The organism is Pseudomonas sp. AB39(2026) (genome assembly GCF_059831485.1).
This window is the reverse complement of the sequence record NZ_CP195212.1, coordinates 500,864-527,311: the sequence shown is the minus strand read 5'-3', so window position 1 is coordinate 527,311 and position 26,448 is coordinate 500,864. Positions and strand designations below refer to the sequence as shown.

General features: G+C 60.2%; 21 protein-coding genes and 2 pseudogenes. 10 read left to right on the top strand and 13 right to left on the bottom strand.

The annotated features are described in order from the left end of the window. Nucleotides 1-26: 26 nt before the first annotated feature. The 3 genes from ACSAMW_RS02310 to ACSAMW_RS02300 form a co-directional block, all read right to left on the bottom strand. The gene (locus ACSAMW_RS02310; RefSeq protein WP_500592474.1) at nucleotides 27-1,832 is read right to left on the bottom strand and encodes a monovalent cation:proton antiporter-2 (CPA2) family protein; all 1,806 of its coding nucleotides are present in this window, start codon (nucleotides 1,830-1,832) and stop codon (nucleotides 27-29) included. Nucleotides 1,833-1,911: 79 nt separating this feature from the next. Further along, nucleotides 1,912-2,280, bottom strand: coding sequence for a response regulator (locus ACSAMW_RS02305; protein ID WP_500592473.1), 369 nt, complete (start codon nucleotides 2,278-2,280; stop codon nucleotides 1,912-1,914). A gap of 22 nt (nucleotides 2,281-2,302) precedes the next feature. After that, complete coding sequence (locus ACSAMW_RS02300; protein WP_500593947.1) at nucleotides 2,303-3,745, bottom strand: ATPase domain-containing protein; 1,443 nt, start codon at nucleotides 3,743-3,745, stop codon at nucleotides 2,303-2,305. A gap of 253 nt (nucleotides 3,746-3,998) precedes the next feature. Between ACSAMW_RS02300 and ACSAMW_RS02295 the strand changes: the two genes are divergently transcribed. Next, on the top strand, nucleotides 3,999-5,348 hold the full coding sequence (locus tag ACSAMW_RS02295; RefSeq protein ID WP_500592472.1) for a cation:proton antiporter: 1,350 nt from the start codon (nucleotides 3,999-4,001) through the stop codon (nucleotides 5,346-5,348). On the opposite strand, the gene ACSAMW_RS02290 is transcribed toward ACSAMW_RS02295, so the two are convergent. From ACSAMW_RS02290 to ACSAMW_RS02260, 7 genes are all read right to left on the bottom strand, one after another. Then, nucleotides 5,345-5,983, bottom strand: coding sequence for an HAD family hydrolase (locus ACSAMW_RS02290; protein ID WP_500592471.1), 639 nt, complete (start codon nucleotides 5,981-5,983; stop codon nucleotides 5,345-5,347). The two genes, ACSAMW_RS02295 and ACSAMW_RS02290, sit on opposite strands and share 4 nt — an antisense overlap. Before the next feature lie 88 nt (nucleotides 5,984-6,071). After that, nucleotides 6,072-9,149: an error-prone DNA polymerase gene (locus ACSAMW_RS02285; protein ID WP_500592470.1), complete on the bottom strand. Its 3,078-nt coding sequence runs from the start codon at nucleotides 9,147-9,149 to the stop codon at nucleotides 6,072-6,074. After that, the gene (locus ACSAMW_RS02280; protein ID WP_500593946.1) at nucleotides 9,146-10,561 is read right to left on the bottom strand and encodes a Y-family DNA polymerase; all 1,416 of its coding nucleotides are present in this window, start codon (nucleotides 10,559-10,561) and stop codon (nucleotides 9,146-9,148) included. Before ACSAMW_RS02280 ends, ACSAMW_RS02285 begins: the two co-directional genes overlap by 4 nt. Before the next feature lie 7 nt (nucleotides 10,562-10,568). Then, on the bottom strand, nucleotides 10,569-11,198 hold the full coding sequence (gene imuA, locus ACSAMW_RS02275; RefSeq protein WP_500592469.1) for a translesion DNA synthesis-associated protein ImuA: 630 nt from the start codon (nucleotides 11,196-11,198) through the stop codon (nucleotides 10,569-10,571). Continuing rightward, the gene (lexA, locus tag ACSAMW_RS02270) at nucleotides 11,195-11,815 is read right to left on the bottom strand and encodes a transcriptional repressor LexA (protein ID WP_500592468.1); all 621 of its coding nucleotides are present in this window, start codon (nucleotides 11,813-11,815) and stop codon (nucleotides 11,195-11,197) included. The genes imuA and lexA overlap by 4 nt, the downstream gene beginning before the upstream one ends. A 36-nt stretch (nucleotides 11,816-11,851) precedes the next feature. Then, complete coding sequence (locus ACSAMW_RS02265; RefSeq protein ID WP_500592467.1) at nucleotides 11,852-13,300, bottom strand: hypothetical protein; 1,449 nt, start codon at nucleotides 13,298-13,300, stop codon at nucleotides 11,852-11,854. 195 nt (nucleotides 13,301-13,495) lie between these two features. After that, nucleotides 13,496-14,518, bottom strand: a complete 1,023-nt coding sequence (locus ACSAMW_RS02260) for a zinc-dependent alcohol dehydrogenase family protein (RefSeq protein ID WP_500592466.1) — start codon at nucleotides 14,516-14,518, stop codon at nucleotides 13,496-13,498. Between the two features lie 202 nt (nucleotides 14,519-14,720). Here ACSAMW_RS02260 and ACSAMW_RS02255 point away from each other — a divergent pair, with 202 nt between their 5' ends. Further along, nucleotides 14,721-15,635 carry a LysR family transcriptional regulator gene (locus ACSAMW_RS02255; RefSeq protein WP_500592465.1) on the top strand — a complete coding sequence of 305 codons (915 nt, stop codon included), beginning with the start codon at nucleotides 14,721-14,723 and terminating at the stop codon, nucleotides 15,633-15,635. Nucleotides 15,636-15,700: 65 nt separating this feature from the next. Here the strand turns inward: ACSAMW_RS02255 and ACSAMW_RS02250 are convergent. Next, a pseudogene (locus ACSAMW_RS02250) lies at nucleotides 15,701-15,832 on the bottom strand (IS30 family transposase); the annotation flags it as partial. Nucleotides 15,833-15,974: 142 nt separating this feature from the next. On the opposite strand from ACSAMW_RS02250, the gene ACSAMW_RS02245 reads away from it, so the two are divergent. Together ACSAMW_RS02245 and ACSAMW_RS02240 are read left to right on the top strand one after the other, a co-directional pair. Next, nucleotides 15,975-16,292: a type II toxin-antitoxin system PrlF family antitoxin gene (locus ACSAMW_RS02245; protein WP_500592464.1), complete on the top strand. Its 318-nt coding sequence runs from the start codon at nucleotides 15,975-15,977 to the stop codon at nucleotides 16,290-16,292. Next, the gene (locus tag ACSAMW_RS02240; RefSeq protein ID WP_500592463.1) at nucleotides 16,289-16,747 is read left to right on the top strand and encodes a type II toxin-antitoxin system YhaV family toxin; all 459 of its coding nucleotides are present in this window, start codon (nucleotides 16,289-16,291) and stop codon (nucleotides 16,745-16,747) included. The genes ACSAMW_RS02245 and ACSAMW_RS02240 overlap by 4 nt, the downstream gene beginning before the upstream one ends. A 276-nt stretch (nucleotides 16,748-17,023) precedes the next feature. Here ACSAMW_RS02240 and ACSAMW_RS02235 read toward each other — a convergent pair whose 3' ends face one another. Next, a complete protein-coding gene (locus ACSAMW_RS02235) occupies nucleotides 17,024-17,341 on the bottom strand; it encodes a helix-turn-helix domain-containing protein (protein WP_500592462.1) in 318 nt (105 codons plus the stop codon). Between the two features lie 219 nt (nucleotides 17,342-17,560). On the opposite strand from ACSAMW_RS02235, the gene ACSAMW_RS02230 reads away from it, so the two are divergent. From ACSAMW_RS02230 to ACSAMW_RS02220, 3 genes are all read left to right on the top strand, one after another. Further along, complete coding sequence (locus tag ACSAMW_RS02230) at nucleotides 17,561-18,373, top strand: endonuclease/exonuclease/phosphatase family protein (protein WP_500592461.1); 813 nt, start codon at nucleotides 17,561-17,563, stop codon at nucleotides 18,371-18,373. Next, entirely contained in the window at nucleotides 18,370-19,605 is a 1,236-nt protein-coding gene (gene clsB / locus ACSAMW_RS02225; protein WP_500592460.1) for a cardiolipin synthase ClsB, read from the top strand. The genes ACSAMW_RS02230 and clsB overlap by 4 nt, the downstream gene beginning before the upstream one ends. Before the next feature lie 89 nt (nucleotides 19,606-19,694). Continuing rightward, nucleotides 19,695-20,642, top strand: a complete 948-nt coding sequence (locus ACSAMW_RS02220; RefSeq protein ID WP_500593945.1) for a lysylphosphatidylglycerol synthase domain-containing protein — start codon at nucleotides 19,695-19,697, stop codon at nucleotides 20,640-20,642. Here ACSAMW_RS02220 and ACSAMW_RS02215 read toward each other — a convergent pair. Next, the gene (locus ACSAMW_RS02215; protein ID WP_500592459.1) at nucleotides 20,617-22,545 is read right to left on the bottom strand and encodes a hybrid sensor histidine kinase/response regulator; all 1,929 of its coding nucleotides are present in this window, start codon (nucleotides 22,543-22,545) and stop codon (nucleotides 20,617-20,619) included. The genes ACSAMW_RS02220 and ACSAMW_RS02215 overlap by 26 nt on opposite strands. A 323-nt stretch (nucleotides 22,546-22,868) precedes the next feature. On the opposite strand from ACSAMW_RS02215, the gene ACSAMW_RS02210 reads away from it, so the two are divergent. From ACSAMW_RS02210 to rarD, 3 genes and pseudogenes are all read left to right on the top strand, one after another. Then, a complete protein-coding gene (locus tag ACSAMW_RS02210; RefSeq protein WP_500592458.1) occupies nucleotides 22,869-23,663 on the top strand; it encodes a CSS-motif domain-containing protein in 795 nt (264 codons plus the stop codon). Nucleotides 23,664-23,898: 235 nt separating this feature from the next. After that, a pseudogene (locus ACSAMW_RS02205) lies at nucleotides 23,899-25,471 on the top strand (EAL domain-containing protein). 42 nt (nucleotides 25,472-25,513) lie between these two features. Then, nucleotides 25,514-26,395: an EamA family transporter RarD gene (gene rarD, locus ACSAMW_RS02200; RefSeq protein ID WP_500592457.1), complete on the top strand. Its 882-nt coding sequence runs from the start codon at nucleotides 25,514-25,516 to the stop codon at nucleotides 26,393-26,395. Nucleotides 26,396-26,448: the final 53 nt, after the last annotated feature.

Sequence of the window (26,448 nt, the reverse complement as noted above, 5' to 3'; positions counted from 1 at the left end):
CTGACGGCGCCAGCGTGTTTTTTTTGCTAGGCCGGATCGTTCGCTTCACGCTCGGCGTCGGCCTCGAATAGCCTGGCCAGCTCTGCCCGTGCTTCCTGGTTGCTCTGGATAATCTTCGCATCGTCGTCGTAGACGCGATGCTGTTCCTTGAGTACCGCCTGGTCATGAAGCTGGAAGCGCTTGATGCGGGTTTGTGCCTGGGCTTCGCTCAGGCCCAGGCCAATGAGCGTACGGCGGCTCATTTCCAGGCTGGAATAGAACGTCTCCCGCACTGAATCCGCCCCCAGATTAGTCAGCTTGTGAACATGCTGGCGGTTACGGGCGCGAGCAATGATCTTGAGGTGTGGGTACAGCCGCTTTACCAGCTCAGCCGTCTTGATATTGGTGTCCGGGTCGTCCGTGGCAATCACGAAATATTCCGCCTGGTCCACCTTGGCCGCCCGCAGAATCTCGGCACGCAAGGGGTCGCCATAGAAGACTGGAAGCCCGGAAAAACTGCGCGACAGCTCAATACTTTCAACCGACGTATCCAGGGCCACAAAGGGGATTTTCTGAGCGCGAAGTATACGGGCCACGATCTGCCCCATTCGCCCCATGCCGGCAATTACGACGCGTGGCGCATTGGCGTCGATATTGCGGTATTCGTCCGGGACTTCCACAGGCTTTTCCGGGCGCTTGAGCAGCCGCCCGGCGGCCAGTAGCAGCAAAGGCGTAACTGCCATGGACAAGGTAATGGCAAGCACCAGCAGGTCGTGCAGGCGGTCATCGAACAAGCCACTGTCTCGGCCCAGCTTGAATACAACGAAGGCAAACTCACCGCCCGTGGCCAAAACCAGCCCCAGGCGTAATGCCGAACTGCCCGACAAGCCGCCAGCATAACGGCCAAGAGCCGCCAGGAGCGGTAGTTTCAGCCCCAGCAGCAACAGTGTAAGGCCCACTACCGTGACCGGCTCGGACAGCAGCAGCCCAAGGTTGGCGCCCATACCGACGCTGATAAAGAACAGCCCCAGGAGCAGGCCTTTGAAGGGCTCGATCTGCGCTTCCAGTTCATGCCGGTATTCAGAGTCGGCCAGCAGCAACCCGGCCAGGAAGGCGCCCAGAGCCATGGATACGCCTACCTGGTCCATTAGCCAGGCAGTACCGATCACCACCAGCAGCGCAGTGGCCGTGGACACTTCTTGCAACCCGGTCTTGGCGACGGCGCGGAACACGGGCCTCAGCAGGTAGCGCCCACCCACAACGACCACCGCGATGCTGCCCAGCACACGCAACCCATGTTCCAGGCTTGGAGGCTGGTGGCTGGCTGTGCCGCCCGCCAGGATAGGTACCAGGGCGATCAAGGGGATGGCTGCAATGTCTTGGAACAGGAGAATGGCAAACGCTAACCGACCATGAGGCGCATTCAGCTCATGGCGCTCGGCCAGGCTTTGCAGGCCGAAGGCCGTGGATGACAACGCAAGGCCAAGGCCCAAAATCACTGCACTATTGAGGGGCAAAGAAAAGCCGAACAGCGCCACAGCGCCAATCACACAACCAGTGACCACCACCTGTGCCAGGCCTACACCAAACACAGCCTTTCGCATGACCCACAAGCGCTTTGGCGACAGCTCCAGGCCAATGATAAACAGCAGCAAAACCACGCCCAGCTCGGACAAATGATTCAGGCTCTGGCTATTGCCCACCAACCCCAGTACAGCGGGGCCTATGGCCACCCCTGCCAGCAGGTAACCCAGCACGGCACCCAATTGAAGCCTTTTGGCCAGCGGGACCGCCAATACAGCGGCCAACAGGAACACCACAACGGCGCCCAGTAGATTGCCGTCATGCGGCATGCGATACCTCTCTTAGTGCAATTGCGATTTAGTACAGTTGGAGCGTGTATTAGCACGCGCTTTTTACGGCGCGAGGTTTCTAGTCCGGAGGGCGACCTATGTGTTTGACCACCTCGAAGATAACCTTATTGATATCGAAGGGCTTGTCGAACACGATGTTGAACAAGTCGGGGCTGGCTCGGCCAATACTGCCTTGGGCTCCGCTCATGAGGAACACGGGCAAGTCGGCGAAAGCAGGGCGCTGTCGTACGGCGCGGGCAAACTCCAGGCCATCCATCACGGGCATCATGAAGTCGGTGATCACCAGGCTAGGGCGCTCACGGTCCAGTACCTCAAGCGCCTTACGACCATTGCTCGCCTTGACGACCATGTAGCCCTCATCCTCCATCGCAAACCCGAGGATATCGGCGATCAAATACTCGTCGTCGACTATCAGGATTGTCGTCATTTTCGGATTGGCTCAATCAACATCAGTGACTTCTCGGTGAGGCGCTGCCCGTCAGCACCGCCTCTGCCTGTTTGAAGGCCTTCGTGAACGCCAGGCCCTGGGCGCCAATCACCACCTCGAACAACGAGGGGTCGTACAGGCTGTCCCTGACCTTAAGAATGGTCATCATTCGCTTAAGTTCAGACGCGTATTCAACGAAGCGCAGCACCAGGATGTTGTCTACCACACTGGACAGGTCCGGCACGGGCGAGCGGATCTCCGGGCCGATGATGCCCTGCATCTCGGAGGTGACCAGCACCGTTACCCCTCGTGAACGCAACTCACACGTAAGGCTGCTGAAAAAATCGTTCAACCGTGCCGGGTTGGTAGTCACGCGGGTCATACCGCCCAGGCTGTCGATCAACAGCCGCTTGATGCCATGGATTTCGACCTCAGCCAGCAGCCGTTGCCCTAGACCATCGAGCAACCCTTCGGTAGTAGGCTGCCAGCGGATGTGAAGCGCGCCACTGCGCTGCATGGCGTCGAAATCCAGCCCCAGGGACGCGGCTTTGAGCGCCAGCCGCTGGGGGCTTTCGTAAAAACCGAAATACAAGGCGGGCGCCTCGGGTGTGGCCTGACCGAGAAACTGAATACCCAGGGACGTTTTCCCGACCCCTGGCGGCCCCATGGCGATGGTTGCCGACGCGTGGGCAAAGCCACCGCCTATGATCTGGTCCAGGCTGGGAACGCCGGTGCTCACACGCGTACTGTCCGCTTGGTCAGGGCCGGACGGTATGCTGTACAGGCTTTCAAGGCGCGGGTAGATCACCAGCCCGTCGTCAGTGATTTCGCAGTCGTGCAACCCTGACAGGGCCCCGCTGCCTCGGGTTTTGCGCAATTGTATACGGCGTACCGAACGCGCCCCTTGAAGCTCTTCGCCCATTTCGATCACACCATCGACCATGGTGTGCTCCGGGCTACCGTCATCCAGCCGTGAGCTGGTGAGGAACAGCACGGTGCAGCCGGCAAACGCTGCATGCCCTTGGAGCTCGGCAATGAATTTCTTGGTGTCGAGTTGCGACTCGGCCTTGGTACGCGCGTTGAGCAGGCCATCCACCACCAATACCGTTGCCTTTTGCCGGGCAATCTCGCGACGCAACAACTTGACCACTTCCTCCAGCCCTTCATTTTCGAGGGTGTCGAAGGCGCTGACGAACTGGATCTGGTCACCAATAAGCGAGCGGTCGAAAAAATTGAGCGTGGACAGGTACTGGAACAGTCGTTCGTGAGACTCGGACAATAAAGTGGCAACCAGTACCTTGCCGCCGTTTCTAGCGTGGTTGAAGCTGAGTTGGTTGGCCAGGATAGTTTTGCCCGACCCTGGACGCCCCTGCACGATATAGGAGGCCCCAGCGACCAGCCCTCCCTTGAGCAAGGCGTCGAGGCCTGCTATTCCAGTCGCAAGGCGTTTTAGCTGTTCCAATATCAACCTGCCTGTAAGTAATGTGCTGCTGTTCCGGTCCGGCCTGAGCGCCTGCCCGCCGGTGTGAGGTAGGTGAATTCTATACCGTGCCATCCGGCCACATATAGTAGTAGTGCATGTACCCGTGGAATAAGCGGGCGCTGCTGGGCGCGCGCTGCTGGCCGCCCAGGCTCATTTAAGGCAAGGGCCAACATCCGGCCCAACTAACCCGGCATTGAGCAGTCACAAAACCACATCCCGTTTTGAATGAGTACTGATGAGTTTTATCACTGCAATTGCCATATTAGGGGCGGTGCTGCTCTTGCTGGCCCTGGCTTCGGCCTACCTGCGCTGGCTGCCGGTCACCACCAGTGCTGTGTGCCTGCTAGTTGGGCTAGGTATTGGCCCTGTGGGGCTGGGTATCGTCAACCTGGATATTCGTGAGTCTACCCACTGGCTGGAGCGGCTGACCGAAGGTGCCGTACTGTTTTCGCTGTTTGGCACAGGCATCAAATTGCGCCTCACGTTCGGGCGAAGTGCTTGGCGATGTGCGTACCTGCTGGCCGGGCCGGTGATGGTTGCCTCGATCATCGGTGTAGCGGTGGTGGCCCACTTCGCGCTTGGGCTGGACTGGGGCGTGTCCATGCTGATCGGGGCCATGCTGGCGCCTACGGACCCGGTATTAGCCAATATGGTGCAGGTGAACAACGCACAGGACTTCGACCGTGTTCGATTTGGCCTGTCTGGCGAGGCCGGCCTCAACGACGGTACCGCGTTTCCCTTTGTGCTCTTCGGCCTGCTAATGATTGGCCATGGAGGCTTCGAGGGCGGCTGGCTGACCCACTGGGTGCTCAAGGACGTGATCTGGGGCGTCGCAGGCGGCCTGCTCATTGGTTACGGGTTAGGCCGGCTGGTGGGCCAACTGATGATTTTCCTACGTGTCCGCCACCAGGACAGCACATTGTCCCCCAATGACTTCCTAGCACTGGCCTTGATTGCCTTGGCTTACTCCATTGCCTGGTACCTGGGTGCTTTTGGTTTCCTTGCAGTGTTTGCCGCGGGCTTGGGGCTTCGTCAGGCCGAGGCGCAATCCACCGGTTCGGACGTACCTTCCGAGCACCTGACCCACACCATTACGGGGCACCATGAACTGCCCCCCGAACACGCCCTTGCCGGTTCAGTGGACGAGCTGGCCCCTCCTCAAGTCGCGGCAGGCGTGATGATGAGCGACATCATGGCCTTTGGCAGCCTGATCGAACGTTCCATGGAAGTGATGCTTATCACCTTGCTAGGCGCCCTGCTGTGGGGTTACTGGGATTGGCGTGGCGTAGGGCTGGGCCTGGTACTGTTTGTGATCATCCGTCCTTTGGCCGTATGGGCGCTGGGCGGGAGCCGGGCATTGCTGAGCGGGCACCAAAGCGCCTTGCTGGGCTGGTTCGGCATCCGCGGCATCGGCTCCATCTATTACCTGTGCTTTGCGCTGCAGCACGGGCTAAGTGATGAGGTGGCGCGGACCTGCGCCAGCCTCACACTAACCGTAGTCGCCTTAAGCATCGTATTGCATGGTGTGAGCACCCAGCCTCTGCTGGATCACTATGAGCGGCGCAATAGCAAAGCAGTAGATTAGGCACTGAGCAGTCTGGCAACGTCCTGGTAGGTGGGAGTACGTGTAAACCGAGCGTCGTTCAGGTAGGGACTGAAATCTTCTTCGCCGTACCCGGCCACCCACACCCCAGCTGCCAGCCCTGCTTCCACGCCGGCGTGGCTGTCTTCCACAAGCAGGCATTGGTGGGGTGGTAGCTGCAGTACCTTGGCAGCTTCCACAATAAGCTCCGGTGCGGGCTTCCAGGCCTGAACCTCGTAGGCGCTCACGATGCTGCCCTGGAAGTACTCAAGCAGGCTAGCTGCGCCCAGGCAGGTTTCGATTTTGACACGCGGGCCATTGGAGGCCACGCACTTGGGCAGGTGCAGGTTGCGCACGAAGTCCAGCGCCCCAGGCATGGGCGCCATGCCTTGGGCAAAGCGGACCAGGCTATCTACACGAAATTGGCGCATGAAGGGCTCAGCCTCAAAGCCAGGATATTCCTCGGCCAGGCGGGCCGCGAATACCGCAAACTGCACCCCCCGGAAGCGGTCTAGCACGTCGTGTTCAGGCAGGTCGATGCCCCGGCTGACCAGCATTTCCCACAATAACCGGGCAGCGATGCGTTCGCTGTCTACCAGTGTGCCGTCCGAATCGAAAATCACGCCTTTGATGTCCACACGCAGTGCTCCCCGTATTAGCCAGGAGGGTGTGACAACGCAATGGGAGGTCCGTTGCGTACCATGCCTTCACCACACGCCTTGGGCCTTAATGAAAGTCCCGGCTCCGCACCTCCAAGCCAGACAACAAACGGGTCATGTCTATCAAGTTGCGTGCCACCAGGTGGCAGACCTCTCCCTGGCGCTCAAACCGGCCTTGCACCTGTAGCAACCGGGCGCCGACCAGTGCCTTGCGCTGGCGCTCGGCCAGGTCACGCCAGACGATCACGTTGACCATGCCGAATTCGTCCTCAAGCGTTACGAACGTGACCCCGCTGGCTGTACCGGGACGCTGCCGGCTGGTCACCAAACCCGTCACGCTAACGGAGCGGCCGTGGGCCAGTGTGCCGAGTTCCCGTGAGCTACGGCACCGCCAGGGCCTCAATGATGCGCGCAGCAATGCCAGGGGATGGCTGCCAAGGGTAGTGCCCATGGCTGCGTAATCAGCCAGCAGGTCCTCGCCTACGGTGGGCACTGGCAGCAGGACATCGGGCTCTGGCAACGGGGCTATTGCTGCGAACAGTGGCAGTTGCTGTTCGACACTGGCCACGTCCCAGCGTGCGCGGTGGCGGTGACCGGCCAGCCCTTGCAAGGCACCTGCATCGGCCAGTTGTTCACAGCTGCGTTGGCACAGGCCGGCCCGGGTGGCCAGGTCCTGAAGGCTGCTGAACGGTGCACAGGCCCGTGCCTGGCTCATGCGCAAGGCCGCGCTTGCCTGGAAGCCCCGGATCATCCTTAACCCCATGCGAATGGCAGGCTGAGCCACACTGCCCGCTTCCAACGTACAGTCCCATTCGCTATAGCGCACATCCACAGGGTACACCTGAACCCCGTGACGGCGGGCATCCTGGAACACCTGGTCAGGGCTGTAGAACCCCATGGGCCAGCTATTCACCAAGGCACAGGCGAACGCTGCAGGCTCATGGCACTTCAACCAGCTGCTGGCATAGGTGAGCAAAGCGAAGCTTGCTGCGTGGGACTCGGGAAACCCATAACTGCCAAAGCCTTTGATCTGTTCAAAAACGCGTTGGGCGAAGGCCTCTGTATAGCCATTGCGCAGCATGCCCTCGCGCAGCCTCACCTGGTGAGCGCCCATTCCGCCATGGCGCTTCCAAGCCGCCATGGCACGGCGCAGCTGGTCAGCTTCGCCCGGGGTATAGTCCGCTGCCACAATGGCGAGCTGCATCACCTGCTCCTGAAACAGCGGCACGCCCAAAGTGCGCTTGAGCACGGCCTCCAGGGCTGGAGAAGGATAATCCACAGCTTCTTCGCGGTTACGCCGGCGCAGGTAGGGATGCACCATGTCCCCTTGGATAGGGCCAGGGCGCACGATGGCCACCTCAATCACCAAGTCGTAAAAATTCTGCGGCTTGAGGCGCGGCAACATGGCCATTTGCGCACGTGACTCGATCTGGAATACGCCCACGGTGTCGGCACGGCCAATCATCTCGTAAGTGGCAGGGCAGCCCTTGGGGAGCGTTGCCAACGTATAGTGCTGACCTCGGTAACCTTTGACCAAGTCGAAACACCGACGCAGGGCACTGAGCATGCCCAGGGCAAGCAAGTCCACCTTGAGCAGCCCGACCTGGTCCAGGTCGTCCTTGTCCCACTGGATCACTGTGCGGCCTTCCATGGCGGCGTTTTCCACGGGCACCAGCGTATGCAGCGGGTGCTCGGAAATCACGAAGCCGCCAGGGTGCTGAGACAGATGGCGGGGAAAACCGATCAACTCTCCGGTGAGCACCAGCACCCTGCGCAGGATCGGGCTCTCTGGGTCAAACCCGGCTTCGACCAAGCGTTCAGGCGATGGCAGCGTGTCGCTATGGCGCCCGGCACACTCGGCCAAGGCACTGATCTGGTCAGGGGGCAGCCCGAGGGCCTTGGCTACATCACGCAGGGCACCGGCCGCACGGTAGGTGCTAGCGATGGCGGTGAGCGCTGCACGGTCACGGCCATAGCGGCTGAACACATACTGGATGACTTCTTCTCGCCGGTCGTGTTCAAAGTCCACGTCGATGTCGGGGGGTTCATTGCGCTCGCGCGAAATGAAACGCTCGAACAGCAGCTGGGTGTGCGCAGGGTCGATGGCCGTAATGCCCAGCGCAAAACAGACGGCGGAATTGGCCGCCGACCCCCTGCCCTGGCACAGAATGCCCTTGCGCCTGGCAAAATCCACGATGTCGTGCACGGTCAGAAAGTAGGACGCGTAGGCCAGGTCGGCGATGATGGACAGCTCTCGTTCGATGCTCTCCCGCACAGCAGCGGGCGCACCGGACGGCCAGCGTGTGGCCATACCGCGTTGGGTCAGTTCACGTAGCCAGCCGTCCGGGGTGTGCCCGGCCGGCACCACTTCGTGAGGGTAGTGATAGCGCAACTGATCGAGGCTGAACGTGCACTGCCGGGCAACACGCAGGGTTTCTTCGAGCAATGTGGGCGGGTACAGTTCGGCCAGTTGCGACAGGCTGCGCACATGCCGCTCGCCATTGGCGAACAGCCACGCACCCGCCTGTGCTACCTCCAGATGATGGCGGATGGCAGTTAGGGTGTCCTGCAAGGCCCGGCGGCCCCGCGCATGCATGTGTACATCCCCACTGGCCACGCAACGAACACCTAGCTCATGACCCAAGCGTTGCAGGGCGGCCAGGCGTTGAGCATCGTTTACGCCGCGGTGAAGTTCCACAGCCAGCCACAGGCGGTCGCCAAATAGCACCTTCAGCCATTGGCCATGGCTGACCTGCGGCGCTGAAGACGGCAACCAGAGCGCCAGTAGCCCGGTCAAGTCCACACCGTGGTAATCGGCAGCCAGGGCCTGATAGGTGCCTTTTTCCGCGCGCCGCCTGGCCAGGGTGATCAAGTGACACAGCGTTTGGTAACCGGCCATCGTTCGTACCAGCAACACCACGCGGGCACCGTTATCCAGTACGAACTCGCTGCCTACGATCAAGGGTAACTGGCAGGCCTGCGCAGCCTGCCAGGCACGGACAACCCCGGCCAGGGTGCACTCATCGGTAATGGCCAAGGCCGAGTAGCCCAACTGCTTGGCACGGGTGAACAGCTCAAGGGCCGAGGATGCACCGCGCTGAAAGCTGAAGTTCGACAGGCAATGCAGCTCGGCATAGCGGGTCATCCAAACCACCCTTGCAGCCACCAGGTGTCCTCACCCAGTGTTCTGTAGGCCCAGGCCTGCCGCCCACACGCCAGCCGTAGGCGATAATAGTCGCGGCGTACATCTTCACCATCCCACCAGCCGCTTTCTATTCGCTCCGGGCCTGCTACCCACTCCCAGCGGGTGTCGGGCAACGGCTCTGCCGAGGACAGCAACCAGCCAGGGCGCAAAGGCGCCGCCGGGTCGAGCGTAGCGACCGTGGCATAGTCTTCAACCGACCACGCATGCTCGGGCCGGTGGTCGGCGTGGGCGCGCAGGCTACCCACTGCGTCGTCGCCTAGCCGTGTGCGCAAACGCTCGCGTACGTGTTCCCAATTCTGCGCTGCGGCTGACCGTGTGTCGAACAGCCCCTGAACCTTGGGCACATACGCCGGCAGCTCCAAGGCCAGCAAGCGCATACTGCGCACGGGGCGGGTTACCTGCACAGGCTCCAGGCGCCCGCGAGCCAGCTCGAACAGCAGGCCAGGGTTACGCTCTGGCGACAGCAGCCCTACGGGCACTGCCGTGTCGCTGCCCTCGGCATGTTCAAGGTGCACCACGAATCGCTGAACGCCCCCATCCCTCGCGGCCAGGTACACCCCCAGATCACCAATCAGGCGCCGCAGCGGAAACAATAAGGCCTGTGTGGATTCCACATCGAAATTGAGCTCGACACGGCTATCGAACCGTTCAGGTAACGTGAAGTACTCAAGGGCCAGCGGGCGCAGTCCCTGAATCTGGTCCAGCTGGAGCCCGACCTGAGGTGGAAACCTGCGAGCCAGGGCCGAACGTTCAAGTGCAAGCAATTGCCCCAGCCGGCGAAGGCCCATGCGCATCAAGGAGGTGCTATGAGCCTTGGCCAAGCCGATACGGTCTACGGGCATGCCCGCCAACACCGCCTGTAATTGGCTGAGTGAGGTAATGGCCGCGCCGTCTTGCAGGTTGGCCAGCATGCGCGCGGCTACGGGGTTGGGGGCCAGGGTGATGCGGTGCGTGAACCCCATGGCGTCCAGTTCGTGTCGCCAGCGCGCCTCGAACGCCGGCCATGGCCCAAAAAGCCCCATCCCGGAGCCGACCTCGATCACTAAGGCGCGGGGGTAATGCAAGCTAACCTGGGAACTGAAGCCATAGCCCCACGCAGCCAGCAATTGCATGGCTTGCTCCACGTGGGCCAAGTTGTAGTCCATAAGCTGGAAATCATGGGTCAAGGCCTGTGCTGCACTCAGGCTTTGGCCCGGGCGCAACCCCAGCGCCCGGGCCGCTTCATTTACAGCCTGCAGCACCCGCCGCTGTGCGGGGCCACTGGCGAGCGCCAAGGGCAGCGTGGGATCGGGCCGGTCCCGCAGCGCGACGTCCAGCGCCAGCTGGGGGAACAGGATACAGGCCCAAAGCACGGCCATTTCAACCGCAGCTCGACCAGGCGAGTGAGTGCGCTGGGGGCAAGCCACCTCGGCATTTGAGGACCGTCCAACGTGCAGGCGACAGTGTGATCGCAATGCGCAGGGCCGCTGGCGATGGGTTGGCGGTCGCCTGGCTGCCACGCAATACAAAGCCCAGCGCCTGGCCTGTTTCAGCCGCAACCTGAAGGCGCCGAAGCGCCCGTTCATCGGCTTGCCCAGCCCAGCACACCACAGCCGCGCAGCTACCCGAGCGCAGGCATTGCTCGGCCGCCCACAGGGCCTCTTTGCCCTGCGCCCGTACCAATGTAATGCTTTGCAGGTTCACCCCAGCAGCCAGCCAGGCTTGAGGGTAAGGCACGAAAGGCGGCGAAACCAGCACGACCCGCTCACCGGCAGCAGTGAGCCGGGCCAGTGTGGGCCATAGCAGATGCAGTTCACCGCTTCCGGTAGCGGGTATCAGGATTTCGCTCAAGGCATTGGCGGGCCAGCCCCCCAGGGGCAAGGCATCGTCCAGTTGAGCATGCCCCGTAGGTTGTGCAGGGCAACGGGTTGTCTCGCCGGAGGCATACCGCCCTTTCCACACACGGCGGCTATCGAGCAGCCCCTCCAGGCTGACAACCGTGTTGCTCACCGCCGGACCAACCCACAGAAGATACCTTCGATCACGAAGTCCCGATCCAGGCCTACCACAATAGGCTGATAGGCAGGGTTGCGGGGCAATAAGCGGATGCCCTGGGCATGCTGCTCAAAGCGTTTAATGGTGACTTCACCCTCCAGCCTCGCCACAACGATCTGCCCGTTTCGAGCCTCGGCCAAGCGCTGCACGCCCACCAGGTCGCCGTCCAGGATACCGTCCTCTACCATCGAGTCCCCGTGTACCTCCAACAGGTAGTCAGGTACGCGGGAAAAGAGCCGCACGTCCAAGGCAAGGTAATCATGCAAGCCGGCATCAGGATCGATAGGCCGGCCTGCCGCAACCCGGCCTACCAGCGGCACCTGCACCAGCTCGGCCTGGCCGGCCTTGCTTATCAGCCGGATGCCACGTGCCTGGTGGGCCTGGACTTCGATATGCCCGGCTTCGGCCAGTGCCTGTATGTGCTTGCGCGCCACACTGCGTGAGGCAAACCCAAAGGCCTGACTGATTTCAGCCAGGCTTGGAGGTTGGCCTTGTAGCGCGATGCGCTCACGGATAAAGGCCAGAATGGCGCGACGACGAGGTGTCAGGGTCGTGATTTTCATGGAGTACATTTGTACTCCACCCCCCTGATATTGGCTAGCCCTTTTTTATTGGCTAAAGCACGCCGGGGCTTTTGACGGCTGCCGGGCTTTAGCCAGCAGCACTGTCGAAGGTTGGCAGATAGCGGCATGTGCCTTACAACTGCATAGCGCAGGCAGGCCAGCCTGTGCGGCCCAAGGGGTACGGGCTGGCTGGGCATACAACCGCCGCAGCGCAGAAAGGGCCAACCCTGAAATACGCTGTAACCAGCGCACGTCTTCTGCGGCAACCGCATGCCCCTCCAATGCCTGGCGCAGTGCGCCTTCGCGCAACGCCTGATCAGGATGGCAACGTTCCAGGAACAGTTTCAGGTAGGTGCCTGCCCCTGAAAAAGGCTGGAAAAGCACGCAGCACAATTGCTCCTCGCTCATGCCGTATCGCTCTTCCACATGGCGCCGCAAACGGGATTCCTGGTTGGCCACGGCGCGCTCACCCAGGCAAGCCGTACGCAGGGCAACCAGTTTTCTAGCGGGCACGCCCTCGCGGCGAAGCTGCTCGAGCCGGGGCCTCAACCAGACGTCAAGCCCGGCGGCATAGTGGTCACCCTGGTAGTAACAGGCACTTAGTGCGGTAAGGTGCGCGCCGAGCAAGGCGTCTTCGCAGCCCATGAGCCCATGCCGCACCGAGAACGGGTCAAGGTGCATGCCTAGGCATTCCGTGGCCAACTGCCAGCGCCGCTTGTGCGTAGGGGGTAGGAACTCATGCACCGATAAAGGCATGGGCACATTAACGGACAGCCGCCCGCCAGAAGCCCGCCCCTTGTAGAGCCCAGCCAGGCGCGGCAACCAGGTGGGGCATGGCACACGCTCATGAATGCCAAGCGCGCCCGCCGACCTTAGCAGGCGCCGCGCGTGCAGGCCCTGACGCAATAGAAAACGCTTTGGCTGAGGGGTAACCCATAGGTCCCCTGGCGCGCCTTTCTCCAAAGCACTCCACAGCCAGTGGGCTGAAGCGAGCAGGCAAACGTCACGGGGCTGTGAGGAGGCGTAGGGAGCGCCTCCCAGAGTGATGGGCAGCACGGCAAACCCCTGCCGGCCTCGGCCTTGACTGACCATCATGCGTTCGTAGGGGAAAAGCCCCGTATCGCTGACACCTAATACGTCTACACGCGGGTCTTCTAGCAAAAACAGGGTCGCCATCACCCGCTCGATATTGCCATCGTCTACAGGTGTTGACCCTGGCAAGGCGGGAATCACCACCTTCAGCCTAAAGGTCTGGTTCCGCGCCTCGGCCAGCAGCAACTGCACGCCCCGCAGCAACGCCAGTGCCAGCAAGCCATCGCGCTCACCTGAGCACAGCACCACCAGGCGAGCCTTGGCCAATTCAGGGAAACGGTGGCTGATATGCTCTGCCAGCCGCAGCATGGCCAGGCGCTGCCCCTCACCCTGCGCATTGACCAGGCGTTGCAATACCTGCCGATAGATGCTTTCCAGGGCTTGCTTATGCATTTCGGTCATGGGTTCCTCCCTCGCAAGCCGCCCAGGTCAGGGCGGTCATTTGGCGCAGCGAAGGATAGCCCTGAGGGCGTGGGCAGGCAGCCTGCAACAGAGGCAGTTTAGCGAAGGGAAATTCCTGAGAACCTGTAGGAATGCCCTGAAAAGGTTAACCGTTCCAGGGCATGCGGGGCCTCGGAGCCAAAGAGCGCAAAGCCGCTACTGTGCGCTGATTTCCAGCACAGCCCGCCCACTACAGGGGCAGTCATCCATATAGCGATGAGCCTGCACAAACTGCTCGAAGGGGAAGACTCGGATGGCCTGGGGCGACAATACCCGGTCAGCCGTCAACTGGTTGATCTGCATCAGTGCCTGGCTGACCGCCTCACTATCCTGGGCAATGCCCAGCTCCGGCTTGCCAGTAAAGTTACCCAGGCAGTGCACGTGGAACTGAATGTTTTTCTGAAACGCCGCACAGGCGGGGAATGGGGTCTGGTTCCCCCCTTGCAAGCCATAGAGGATCAGGCTCCCGCGTGGGGCCAGCACATCCCCCATCATGGACATCTGCGGGCCGCCCAGGCCGTCAAAGACCATGTTCACACCTTTGCCATCAGTGTATTTGTTGATCTGCATGAGCAGGTCCTGCTCATCCGTCACAATCACCTTGTGCGCACCCAGGGCCAGCAACGGTTCGCGCTGGGCCTCATTGCGGGTCGCCGCAATCACCTTCACCCCCAGCGCATTGCCCAACTGCACAAAGGCAGGGCCTGAGCAATGGCTGGCATCGGTGATCAGCGCCGTTTGCCCAGGCTGTGTGCGTGCCAGCTTGACATAGGCAAACCAGGCCACAAGCAACGGCGTGTAATGAACAGCCGCCTGGGCGGGTGTGAGCAGCTCGGGGTAGCGCGTAAGGGCTGCAGCGGGCATGAGCACGCACTCGCCGCAAGCTGGGTATTCATTGGCGCTGGTCGCGGGGAAACTGGCAACACGATCACCTGGCTTGAAACCCTCTACGCCCTCGCCTATTGCGGTTACAACGCCCGCCATTTCCTGGCCGATGCCTGCCGGCAAACGGGCCTGCGAGGGTGCCAGGTTCTGCCGCCAGAGCACGTCGAACCAGGAGATACCGATGGCTGAAACTCGCACCTGCACTTCGCCAGGTCCGGGCAGCCGCGTCTCTAGCGCTTCGCACTTGAGCACTTCGGCAGGGCCGAACTTGTGAAAACGGATTGTGCGGGACATGACGAACCTCGTCTGATCACTTCTATTACCACGTAGGTTATCCGGGCTTTACCCGCATCGCTACCGGGGGACATTGATAGTCAACATGCCCAATATTGATCCCCGATTCAATGGGTATAACGCAGGATTAATAAATCCCGTGCACCTTGGGAATCAATCCCCGTACTATTCCACCGCCCCATAACCTGCCAGAGCGATGCAGATGAATCGCAATGACCTTCGCCGTGTCGACCTGAACCTGCTGATTGTTTTCGAAACCTTGATGCACGAGCGCAGCGTCACGCGTGCTGCAGAAAAGCTCTTCCTAGGGCAGCCAGCCATCAGTGCGGCCCTTTCGCGGCTGCGCAGCCTGTTTGACGACCCCCTGTTTGTGCGTACAGGCCGCAGCATGGAGCCGACGGCCCGGGCCACCGAAATTTTCGCCCTGCTCTCGCCTGCCCTGGACTCCATCTCCACCGCCGTGAGCCGGGCGGCCGACTTCGACCCGGCCACCAGCACAGCCGTGTTCCGTATCGGCCTGTCCGATGACGTCGAGTTCGCCTTGCTGCCGCAACTGCTCAAACGGCTGCGCGCCGAAGCACCGGGTATCGTGCTAGTAATACGGCGGGTCAATTACATTCTGATCCCGGCGCTGCTGGCCTCCGGGGAAATCTCCGTAGGGGTTAGCTATACCAGCGAACTGCCTGCCAATGCCAAGCGCAAGGTCTTGCGCCGCAGCCGGCCCAGGCTGTTGAGGGCCGACAGCATGCCTGGGGCCATGAGCCTGGACGACTTCTGCGAGCGGCCACACGCGCTGGTGTCCTACGCCGGCGACCTGAGCGGCTTTATCGACACCACCCTGGAAAAACTGGGGCGCAAGCGCCATGTGGTGCTGGCTGTGCCCCAGTTCAACGGCCTGGGCACCCTGCTGGCCGGCACCGATATCATTGCCATCGTGCCGGACTACACCGCCGACGCCCTCACCGCCGCCGGCGGCCTGCGCGCCGAAGACCTGCCGCTGGACATCCAGACCTTCGAGCTGCACATGGCCTGGCGCGGCGCCCAGGACAACGACCCCAGCGAACGCTGGCTGCGGGCGCGGTTGCAGATGTTTTTTGGGGATCCGGATAGCCTGTAATGAAATCCTACTAAACTGATACCATCCGACAATCCATTGCCGGCCTCATGTTCCAAGTGCAACAGTCAGTTAACTGTGTTCAGCCGATTTGCCGCCAGCAGCAGTAAATGCTTCATCAGCACCTTTACAGGGAATTTCCGTCCCAGCGTTTACCGTGGCCGAGTAGTGAGCAAATCCGCGATTTCGTTCAGGTGCTCTGATCGTGTCCCGAGAGGTTGTGTAACTCATGCCGCCGTCCTACTGATCGCCCTCCCCGCCTATGCTTGATCAGCAAAAACCAAAATTGATAAAGTAAGGATTATTCCTTACAATTCAGTCATTACATTCGGGAGAACGCCCATGCCTACCATCCACGAAATCGCCACCCTCACCTCCAAGGGTCAGGTCACCCTACCCAAAGCCATCCGCCAATTGCTGGGCTTGAATGCCGGCACTAAAGTCGCGTTCGATGCCCGTGGAAACGAAGTCGTGGTCAGTCGAGTGGAAGCCGACCACGAAGACCCGGCCATCGGCGCATTCCTAAACCTGTTAGAAGCTGACATTCGCAATGGGCGTAACATCACCGCGCTACCGGACGACCTGGCGCAAGCCATGCTCGCCAACGCCCAACACCCTGTAGATCTGGACGAAGAAATTGACGGTGAGGTCGCGATTTGACTCAGTACCATGGCTGGACACTGTTGTTCCATGAAGGTGTAACTGTACAGCTACGCAAACTGCAAGAGGCCGCTAGACGGGCTGAGCAGAACGACCCGCATGGCTTTGAAAGCAACGCCAACGTCAAGTTATTCCGAGCATTGAGCCACCTGATCATGGAGGCAGTGCCAAGCGACCCGGCCCGTGATGAGTTCCGCCAGGGCAATACGTTGGGTACCGCTTACCGCCATTGGCGACGGGCGAAAATCGGACGGCGTTTCAGGCTGTTTTTCCGCTACGATTCAAAGTCCAAGGTGATCGTCTACGCCTGGGTCAACGATGAAAACACTCTACGCTCTGCGGGTAGCAAATCCGATCCCTACGCTCTATTTGAGAAAATGTTTGGCCGAGGCAATCCACCTAATGACTGGGACGCGCTGATTGCCAATGCACGTAGCGACTGGCGCGAATCGTAGGCGTAAGCTCCGCGCTATAGGACGGGCACAGCCCCGCCAACCCACTAGCGCAATATTATGGTCGATTCTGCTCTGGATAGTGGCCTGGGGATCCTTTGGCAATCCCGCCTAGGTACAACTATGAGCACGCTGTGAAAACTGGCTGCCATGTGTACTGATGTTTTCGATCAAGGCAGCAGCAACCTGCGTCGAGACGTCTGCTTCGTTTACGACACCGAGACGAGGTAGCCCCATAACCACTGCTCACCCCAGCCGTTGTAGTGCACATTGATCCGCTCAAGCATCGCTTGGGGTTCGCCTGACACGGCGGCGGTGGGCGGTGTTTTCGTAGCGACGCACGTCGTCAAGGCTCTCCAGCCTCGGCCTGAACAAACCGTCGAACTCTTTGGCCCTCCCCAGCACCATTGCCACACGCACTACAGTCTCCAGGCCTACGTTGCGACCGGCTTCAAGGTTAGACACAGTATTGACCCCAATACCCGCCCGGCCGGCTAAGTCGGCCTGTGTCATCTGCAACGCAAGCCTCTCTACACGAACTCGAGCGCAAATCCCTTTCACTATTTCATCCGGCTTACTAAAACTTAAATCCAGCATAGTGGGGGTTACCATGGAAATTTAACTATTAAGCCACATTATAGTGGATTTAACTGGGCATTCTATGCAGCTTTTGCAGCTCATACACTGCAGACCTGTGCTTTGGTACCTGTCAGCCTGGGTGCACGCTTTGCCTGCACCCCCACGCTGAACCATCTCTCCCCTTGGCCAGTCCGACTACCAGGACGTTAAACCGAGTGCATTTGGGAGCTTTGGCCGATGGCAACACAGGATTCCCGGCCGTTGGATAGGCAAGTAACCGCGGCGGACGTGCTTCCCGAGCAAGCCACGCCCGTACACGTACTGCACATCCTGACCGTTAACACACACAAGGGCTTTAGCCCGTTGAACCGCCGCTTTGTATTGCCTGAGCTGCGCGACGCTGTTCGGGCCACGTCGGCTGACGTGGTGTTCTTGCAGGAGGTGCTGGGGGTCCATCGGCGCCACGGGGAACGTTACGACAACTGGAGTGATGTGCCCCAATATGAATTTCTGGCCGACAGCATGTGGCCTGTATTTGCGTATGGCCGTAACGCGGTATACCCCGACGGCGATCACGGCAACGCCCTGCTGTCGAAGTTTCCCATTCTGCATCACCAGAACCATGACGTGACGGTGGCCGGGCAGGAAGAGCGCGGGCTGCTGCATTCGGTATTGGCTGTGCCCGGCCAGCCACCGGTACACACCATCTGCGTGCACCTGGGGCTGCGTGAGCAGCAGCGTCACCAGCAACTACTGTTGTTGTGCCGGCTGCTCGAAGCACTACCGGCCGGGGAGCCTGTGATCGTGGCAGGCGACTTCAACGACTGGCGCCAACAGGCTGACAAGCTGCTGGCCAACTGCGGGTTGAAGGAAGCCTTTGGGCAGGCCTATGGCGCGCCCGCCCGTAGTTTTCCGGCCAGGTGGCCGCTGCTGCGCCTGGACCGCATCTACCTGCGCAATGCCACTGCCCGTGCGCCGCAGGCGCTGTCGCGCAAACCATGGTCGCACCTGTCTGACCATGTCCCCCTTGCTGTGGAGGTTCACCTATGACCGAGCAATGGCGCAGTGACAACCAGATCCAGCTGTTGATCAATGGTGAAGAGTTCTATCCCAGTGTGTACCAGGCCATTGCACAGGCCCGTGAAGAAGTGCTGATCGAAACCTTTATCCTGCGCGATGACAAAGTGGGCCTGGAACTGCAGAAGGTTCTGGTGGAGGCCGCTGCCCGGGGTGTTCGGGTTGAGGTACTGGTAGATGGCTATGGCAGCGCCGACCTGTCACCTGCCACGCTCAGCGCCCTGTCCGAAGCGGGCGTGCGCGTGCTGGCCTTCGACCCGAGCAAGCCCACACTGGGCATGCGCACTAACCTGTTCCGCCGCCTGCACCGCAAGATCGTGGTCGTGGACGGGGAAATCGGTTTCGTTGGCGGGATCAACTTCTGCGCCGACCACCTGGGGGATTATGGCCCCATGGCCAAGCAGGACTATGCGGTTCAGGTGCGCGGGCCGATCGTGGCCGACCTGCACAGGGTATCGCTGGAGTTGATGGACCAGACCAGCAAGGTGTCACGCTCACCCAAGCCCTGGCTGACCGAACGCGTGCCTCTGGAACCCGACAGCGCCAAAGCCAAAATGCTCGTGAGCATCCGTGACAACAATAGCCATACCAATGACATCGAAGAGCACTACCTGAAGGCCATTGAAAACGCACAAGAGCGGATTCTGATCGCCAATGCCTATTTCTTTCCTGGCTACCGGGTATTGCGCGCGCTGCGCAATGCGGCCCGCCGAGGCGTCAAGGTCACACTGATGCTGCAAGGCATGCCAGACATGCCGCTAGTGCGCCTATGTTCCCGGTTGCTCTACAACTACCTACTGCGCGACGGCGTGAACATTTGCGAATACACCACCCGCCCTTTGCACGGCAAGGTAGCAGTGATCGACCGCCAGTGGTCCACCGTAGGTTCCAGTAACCTGGACCCTCTAAGCCTTTCCCTGAACCTGGAAGGCAACCTTGTCATCGATGACGCGCCCTTCAATGAACGCCTGCATGATCACTTGGCCCACCTTACGGAGCATGAGTCCAAGCGCATTACGCTGCAGCGTGTGTTGCGTGGGTATTGGTGGCGAGCGCCTTTGATCTTCATCAGCTTTCACTTCTTGCGCCACTTTCCGGCTTGGATAGGCCTGTTACCGGCCCATTCGCCTCGGCTCAAGCCATGGACGCGGGTGAACGAAAACACGCCAGACACGGCCACTTTGAATGCGGAAAAAAGCGTATGACCTCTACTGTCGACCCTACTGCAGACCCACAGGGTTCAGGCCCACGCACCAAACCCCGTTCGCGAAAATGGGTATGGGCCAAACGCCTGATGACGTGGAGCTGCTTTATCGCCGTGCCGGTGCTGCTGTTCATGTTGGTGCGGAACCTGGACTGGCAAGAGGTGACGCACGCGCTCAAGTCCTACAAGTTGACCACCCTGCTATTAGGTGCAGGTATCGCATTGCTCAGTTACCTGGTGTTCAGCAGTTATGACCTGCTATCTCGCCATTACACTGGCCACCAGTTGCCCGCTACCCGTGTGCTGCCACTGGCGTTCGTCTGTTACGCCTTTAACCTCAACCTCAGCTCCTGGGTAGGCGGTATAGCCCTGCGCTATCGGCTTTATGGCAAATCCGGCCTAAGTGTCGCAACCATTACCAAAATATTGAGCCTCGGGCTGGTTACCAACTGGCTCGGTTACCTGCTGCTGGGCGGGGCTGTTTTTGCCATGGGGCTGCCGGCATTGCCTGACAGCGTAAAGATCGGCACCACCGGGTTACGGCTGATCGGGGTCGCCATGGTGGTGGCCGGCATTGCCTACCTATTGGCTTGTCGCTTTGCCACCCGCCGCACCTGGACAGTCCGCAAGCAGGAAATTACCCTTCCCAGGTTCAGGTTTGCAGCGTTACAAGCGCTGACAGGCGCCTGTAACTGGGCATTGATGGGCGCTTTGATCTTTACCTTGTTGCCAGCCAAGGTGGATTACCCGACCGTATTGGCCATCTTGCTGATCAGCAGTATTGCTGGTGTCATCACCCATATCCCAGCTGGGCTGGGCGTGCTGGAAACCATCTTTATATCGTTGCTGCAAGGACAATACTCAAAGGGCGCACTTCTTGCGGCGTTGATTGCCTACCGTGCCTTGTATTTCCTCATGCCGTTGGCCATTGCCTGCGTGCTGTACCTGATACTAGAACGTCAGACCAAACGCAGCGGTGCTTCGCCAGCCACAGAGGATCAAACAGGCGCCTCTACTCACCCTTCGCCAGCGGATTAAGCAACTTCCCTACACGCCTGGCCAGGTCCTCCAATAGAAACGGCTTGGTGACAATCTCCATGTTCGTGCGTAGAAAAGCCGGGGCCAAGGCCGACTGTTCGGCATAGCCCGTGATGAACAACACTGGCAGCTTGGGCTTGATTGCTCTTGCTGCTTCAGCCACCTGCCGCCCGTTCAGCCCTCCAGGCAGGCCAATGTCTGTAATGAGCAAATCTACACGCGGCAGGCGGCCCAATGCAGCAAGCCCAGTGACGCCATCCTCGGCACCCACCACGTCGTACCCCAGCCCTTGCAGGGTTTCCATGAGCAAGTCTCGGATCGCTGCCTCGTCATCAACCAATAGGATACAGGCCCCCTGTACAGCACGGACGGCAGCTTCCTTAGGTTGCTCAGGCACTGGCAGCGACACGGACTCGGCATAGCGCGGCAAGAAAATACTCACACAGGTGCCCTCATCAGGCACCGAATGAATGCGTACTGCACCCCCGGATTGGCGAGCGAACCCATAGACCATAGACAGCCCTAGACCCGTACCCTGGCCCAAAGGTTTGGTGGTGAAAAAAGGATCGAACACCCGGGACAGCACGTCCGTGGACATGCCATGCCCGGTATCGGTCACACTGATGACGACGTACTCACCCGGCGCCAACTCGTCTTCTGCCAAGCTGCTTGCGGCCTGCACATGCCCTCGGCAACCCAACGTCAGCGTACCCACTCCCGCCATGGCATCTCGCCCATTGATGCACAGGTTCAGCAGGGCACTTTCCAACTGGTTGGGGTCGGCCAGCACACACCAGGCCTGATCGCTCACTGCCCGCTCCCAATGAATGTCAGGACCCAAGGTTTGCCGTATGAGGGTCTCCAGGCCCTCTACCAAGGTACTGACGACCACAGGGCGCGCATCAAGGGTTTGACGGCGCGCAAAAGCCAGCAATCGATGGGTCAAGGTGGCCGCCCGGTCTGCAGCACCCTTAGCGGCAGCGATATAACGGCCTAGCTGCTCAACACGTCCTTGCTCAAGTCGGCGCGCCATGAGTTCCAAGCTGCCGGAAATGGCGGTGAGCAGGTTATTGAAGTCGTGTGCCAGCCCGCCTGTCAATTGCCCTACCGCTTCCATCTTCTGGCTATGACGCAGCAGCTCTTCGGTCTGCTCCAGCGCAGCAGCACGCTCACGCTCCACGGTAACGTCGCGGCCAACGGCATTGAAAAAACCGCCCCCGGGCACTGCGGCCCAGTTGATCCAGCGGTAGCCGCCGCGCTTATGGCGCAGCCTACAGTCCATGTCACGCAAGGGGCGGCCGGCCGCCAGGTCTAAAGCGGCTTGCTCGCAGACCGGTACATCATCGGGGTGCAACAACTCCAGCACACTCATGCCCAACAATTCGGCTTCAGGCCGCCCTAGCACGGTTTCCCAGGCAGGGTTGGCTGCCGTGATGGTCAAGTCTCCAAGGGTAACCAGCATGATATCAGTGGACAGCTGCCAAAGCCGGTTGCGGTCGGCCGTACGCTCTGCTACCTCCCGCTCGAAACGTTGCGCCAGCCCCCGCAATTCCCGTTCGGCCAGTACTGTAGCGGTGGTATCCATTACCGTACCCAGCACGCCCACTACCTTGCCCTCTTCGTTACGCAGCGGGCTAAAGCAGAAGGTATACCAAGTAGGCTCACGGCGACCCTGGCGCTCGACCGGCAAGCAATGGTTCTCGCCGTAACAGGCTTCACCGGCCATAGCGCGCTTCACCATGGGCGCCAGCCGGGCCCCTGCCAGCGGCCATAGCTGCGCAAAGCCTTCACAGACCACCGGGGCACCCTGGCCTAGCAAGGTGGCGAACGCGTCGTTATAGAACGTGTGCTGCGCTTCACCCCATATCAGGCACTGGGGCAGGCAGGAGTCAAGCAGGCTCACCAGCGAACCGCGCAGTGTGGGTGACCACTGATCCCAGGTTCCTAAAGTGCTCAGGTGCCAGGGATAACCTTGAATACGGTTGCTCATGACCCCTGAGGCATACGGATATGGCAATGACGTTGAATAAGCCATGGGCTGCTCAGTACACGAAGACGGATACCATTCTTGACCATCGCTGAGATAACCGCAACGGATAGGATCCACTTATAGATTTCCACTTTGAGCTTCGGCCTTTTCCCACAGGGCCTGTCTGTAATGCACACCTCCCTATTACCGGGGCGGCTCATAGAATGGCCTTACACCTAGTACTCGCAGGAGTGGTTATGTCACGGATTGACGCTCGATACCCCACCTTTGCCAAAGTGTCCCTGACCTTATGCGCAGCCGTTATTCCCATGGTCGTTGGCTTGGGCCTGACGCTGGACCTGGCCAAGCGCTCGCTGCAAAGCGAAAACAACCGCGTAGGCCAGAACGCTGTAGCAAAGCTTGATCACATACTGGATAAGGCCAGCAGCACAGCAGAGGAGTTGATGGCGCATGCCGGCCAACCCTGTGAGGTTGCCTATAAGCTACTGCATCAAGCAACGGCAGCAAACCCGTGGCTGGCTGCCATATCATTCGATAGCGCAGGTGCCCCCTACTGCACAACGCTCGATTGCACCGGCATTCCGTTACGTGAGTGGCAAGCCCCGGCACTCGCTTCATCGAGCAACAGCGGCCTGCGCTTGGAAGTCACCAATGGGCAGGGATACTTGGTACTCTCCGCTGAAAAAGATACTCAAGGTGTGTCTGTCATGCTAGACAACCGCCTCATTCTGCAGCAATTGGAATTAATCAGCGGAACAGTAGAGGTGGCGCTCAAAGTGAATGACGTGTTCCTCTGGGATGATGGCTCAACGCTGCACGGCGAACTCAAAGAGGATCGTGGCTACCATGCGTTAACATCGTCCCCAGGATATGGGTATACCATCTATAGCAGTGTCTCCGGGGAAGACGTATTGCGACTAGTAACCAACCGAGTCATTACCGTGCTAGGGCCCATTTCGATGCTCTCCATCATCAGTGCAGGCCTGTGTTACTGGGCCCTGACCCGGCCGCGGCGCTTTAAAGCCCAGTGAAGCGGAAGCCGAGCCGTGCGACTGTTCAAGCCGTACGGCCCGTACCCTTGGCGTGCCCCTTCACAGGTTATGAAAAAAGTAAGACATGGCCTGTCCATGCACGGCTCCGGCCACGTGGCGGATGTAACAAAAGGACGAACAGAAACAGTTGTGTGTTTCGCGTACCCGACTATGCTGCTGGCTTTTGGCGAACCGCCCCCGAGCTTAGGGTTGCGTTCATGACAGGAGCCTGACCATGTCATCACCCTTGATGCCGCACAGGGTACATCAGTGGTTAGTGGTGACTTTGGTTGCCTTACTGCCGATTTTGCTGGGCGTGCCCATGCTGGGCTGGCAGGTGGAAAGCGATCGCCAGGCCCAGTCCCAGCGGGAGGCCAAACTGGCAGTAGAGCGCTTCGATACTATCTTCGATAATGCAGCGGGCGCTGCCCAGGCATTGGCACCTGTTGTGGGGCAGCCTTGCAGCCAAGCCTTTCTAAGCTTGCGCGAACAGGTCACCGGCAATCCCTATGTACGATCCACCAGCCTGGTAAACCAGGGCCGCGTGTATTGCAGCTCGCTGTATGGCGCCTTCAACGAGCGCTTTTCCCTGGACGGTTACAGTGAGGGCCGGCTACGCCTGTTCGAGGCTGATACGGTAACACCGGGGGCGCGCATTGCTGGTCTATCGGCAGGCCACCTCAACGGGGGCCGCGCTGGCCACAGTCGACGGCCAACACCTGGCCAACGTACTGTCCGTACCGGAGGGGGATGGGCACATGCTGCTAGGCGTAGGCCCCGCCTGGATGACGGCGCAAGGCGTTGTATCACGCAGGGCAATCACCTTCCTATCTGGGGAAGCCACAGCTGCATCTGCTCGTTACCCCTACCGCGTGGTAGTGGGTTATGAAACATCGGCTACGTGGTCCCGGTTGTTGCAGGAATACCCAACCCTGGGCTTGTTGGGCCTGCTGGGGCTAGGCGCAGGCCTTGCTTGCCGTTGGCAGCAACGGCGCGCGCACTCACCCAAGCAGGACATGCTAAGGGCGCTTGCTGCAGGCGAGTTCGTGCCTTTCTTTCAACCGGTCGTGAGCAGCAAGACCGGCCAATGGACAGGGGTCGAAGTGCTCATGCGATGGCATCACCCGCGTGAAGGCCTGGTTCGGCCAGACCTGTTTATTCCCTATGCCGAAACCTGCGGGCTGATTGTACCCATGACACGAAGCCTGATTCGTCAGACCGCCGCCGTGCTGGCCCCCCTGGCAGGGTCTGTCGGCAATGGGTTTCACGTGGGTATCAACCTGGCGGCGGCGCACTGCGATGACCCTACTCTGGTCGAAGACTGTCGAGCCTTTCTCGCAGCATTCCCCCCAGGCCGCGTGCAACTGGTGCTGGAGCTCACAGAGCGCGAGCTGCTCAGCCCGGAACCCTCCGTGCTGGCGCTGTTTTCGACGATTCGCGACATGGGCATCAAGATCGCATTGGACGACTTTGGCACTGGGAACTCAAGCCTTTCCTACCTTCATCAGTTTCAGGTGGACTACTTGAAGATCGATCAGAGCTTTGTGGCCATGATCGGTAACCAGGCGCTTGGCCGGCACATTCTGGACAGCATCATCGAGCTGTGCGGCAAGCTGGGCCTGGATGTCGTGGCCGAAGGGGTCGAAACCCAGGAGCAGCGCGACTACCTGACCAACCAGGGTGTGGCCTACCTGCAGGGTTATCTGTTCGCCCGGCCAATGCCGGCCCCTGTGTTCGTAGAACAGCTTGCCAAGACGGTCAAGCAAGCAGCCGCTACGGCACTGGCGCCTACCCCGTCGCTAAGGTAACGTGCGGGCCGCCACTTCCCCGCCTGTTCTGTAGAGGTCTTCGTGTCCCGAGGCATTGCCGCATCTGTTCTGGCGTCGTCACTGTTCGCGCTGATGTATTACTACACCTCCCTGCTGCACCCGCTAACAGGTGAAGAAATCTTCGGGTGGCGCATGCTGCTCACTTTGCCCTGTGTAACCGGGTTCCTGTGGGTCACCGGGGATTGGCGCCTGGCAAGGAAGGTGGTGCAGCGCATTGCCCAGAAACCCATCCGCCTGCTGGGCTCCATGGCTACGGCTGGTTTGATGGGTGTGCAGTTATGGCTTTTTCTGTGGGCACCGTTGCACGGGCGTAGCTTGAACGTTTCTATGGGCTATTTCCTGTTACCGCTGGCCATGGTGCTCACCGGCAAGCTGCTGTGGGGCGAGTCATTGTCTCGCGCGCAAACGGTCGCTGTCGGGCTGGCGGCGGTTGGTGTGGGCCATGAGCTGTTGCAGCACGGCAGCTTCGCTTGGGAAACCCTGCTGGTCACCCTGGGCTATCCCTTGTATTTCATCCTGCGCCGACGGTTGCGCACCGACCACTTGGGCGGTTTGTGGACTGACATGCTGCTGATGATGCCCGTGGCACTATATTTCGTGGTAACAGGCCCCCTGAGCGCTGTAGATGTAACCCGCCATCCTGGCCTGTGGGCCTTGATTCCAGGGCTGGGGGTCATCAGCGCCCTTGCATTGGTCAGTTATGTACTGGCAAGCCGTACCCTGCCCTTTAGCCTGTTCGGGTTGCTCAGCTATGTGGAGCCGGTACTGCTAGTTGCCGTGTCGCTCCTGTTGGGCGAAACCATTGCCCCCGAGCAATGGCTAACCTATGCGGCCATATGGATGGCAGTCGGCGTGCTGGTACTAGAGGGTGGGCGTCACCTGTTCAAACGAGGCTTGCGTTAAAGACTTCTCGCTACCAAGGGGATATTTCGCTCCACGCTGCTTTCCAAGCACAA

Coding starts and splice junctions, on each gene's coding strand:
- ACSAMW_RS02310 (WP_500592474.1), bottom strand. CDS start 1,832: ATGCCGCATGACGGCAATCTACTGGGCGCCGTTGTGGTGTTCCTGTTG.
- ACSAMW_RS02260 (WP_500592466.1), bottom strand. CDS start 14,518: ATGTCCCGCACAATCCGTTTTCACAAGTTCGGCCCTGCCGAAGTGCTC.
- ACSAMW_RS02210 (WP_500592458.1), top strand. CDS start 22,869: ATGTCACGGATTGACGCTCGATACCCCACCTTTGCCAAAGTGTCCCTG.
- ACSAMW_RS02295 (WP_500592472.1), top strand. CDS start 3,999: ATGAGTTTTATCACTGCAATTGCCATATTAGGGGCGGTGCTGCTCTTG.
- clsB (WP_500592460.1), top strand. CDS start 18,370: ATGACCGAGCAATGGCGCAGTGACAACCAGATCCAGCTGTTGATCAAT.
- ACSAMW_RS02230 (WP_500592461.1), top strand. CDS start 17,561: ATGGCAACACAGGATTCCCGGCCGTTGGATAGGCAAGTAACCGCGGCG.
- ACSAMW_RS02305 (WP_500592473.1), bottom strand. CDS start 2,280: ATGACGACAATCCTGATAGTCGACGACGAGTATTTGATCGCCGATATC.
- lexA (WP_500592468.1), bottom strand. CDS start 11,815: ATGTACTCCATGAAAATCACGACCCTGACACCTCGTCGTCGCGCCATT.
- ACSAMW_RS02255 (WP_500592465.1), top strand. CDS start 14,721: ATGAATCGCAATGACCTTCGCCGTGTCGACCTGAACCTGCTGATTGTT.
- ACSAMW_RS02245 (WP_500592464.1), top strand. CDS start 15,975: ATGCCTACCATCCACGAAATCGCCACCCTCACCTCCAAGGGTCAGGTC.
- ACSAMW_RS02265 (WP_500592467.1), bottom strand. CDS start 13,300: ATGACCGAAATGCATAAGCAAGCCCTGGAAAGCATCTATCGGCAGGTA.
- ACSAMW_RS02285 (WP_500592470.1), bottom strand. CDS start 9,149: ATGACCCGCTATGCCGAGCTGCATTGCCTGTCGAACTTCAGCTTTCAG.
- ACSAMW_RS02235 (WP_500592462.1), bottom strand. CDS start 17,341: ATGCTGGATTTAAGTTTTAGTAAGCCGGATGAAATAGTGAAAGGGATT.
- ACSAMW_RS02220 (WP_500593945.1), top strand. CDS start 19,695: ATGACGTGGAGCTGCTTTATCGCCGTGCCGGTGCTGCTGTTCATGTTG.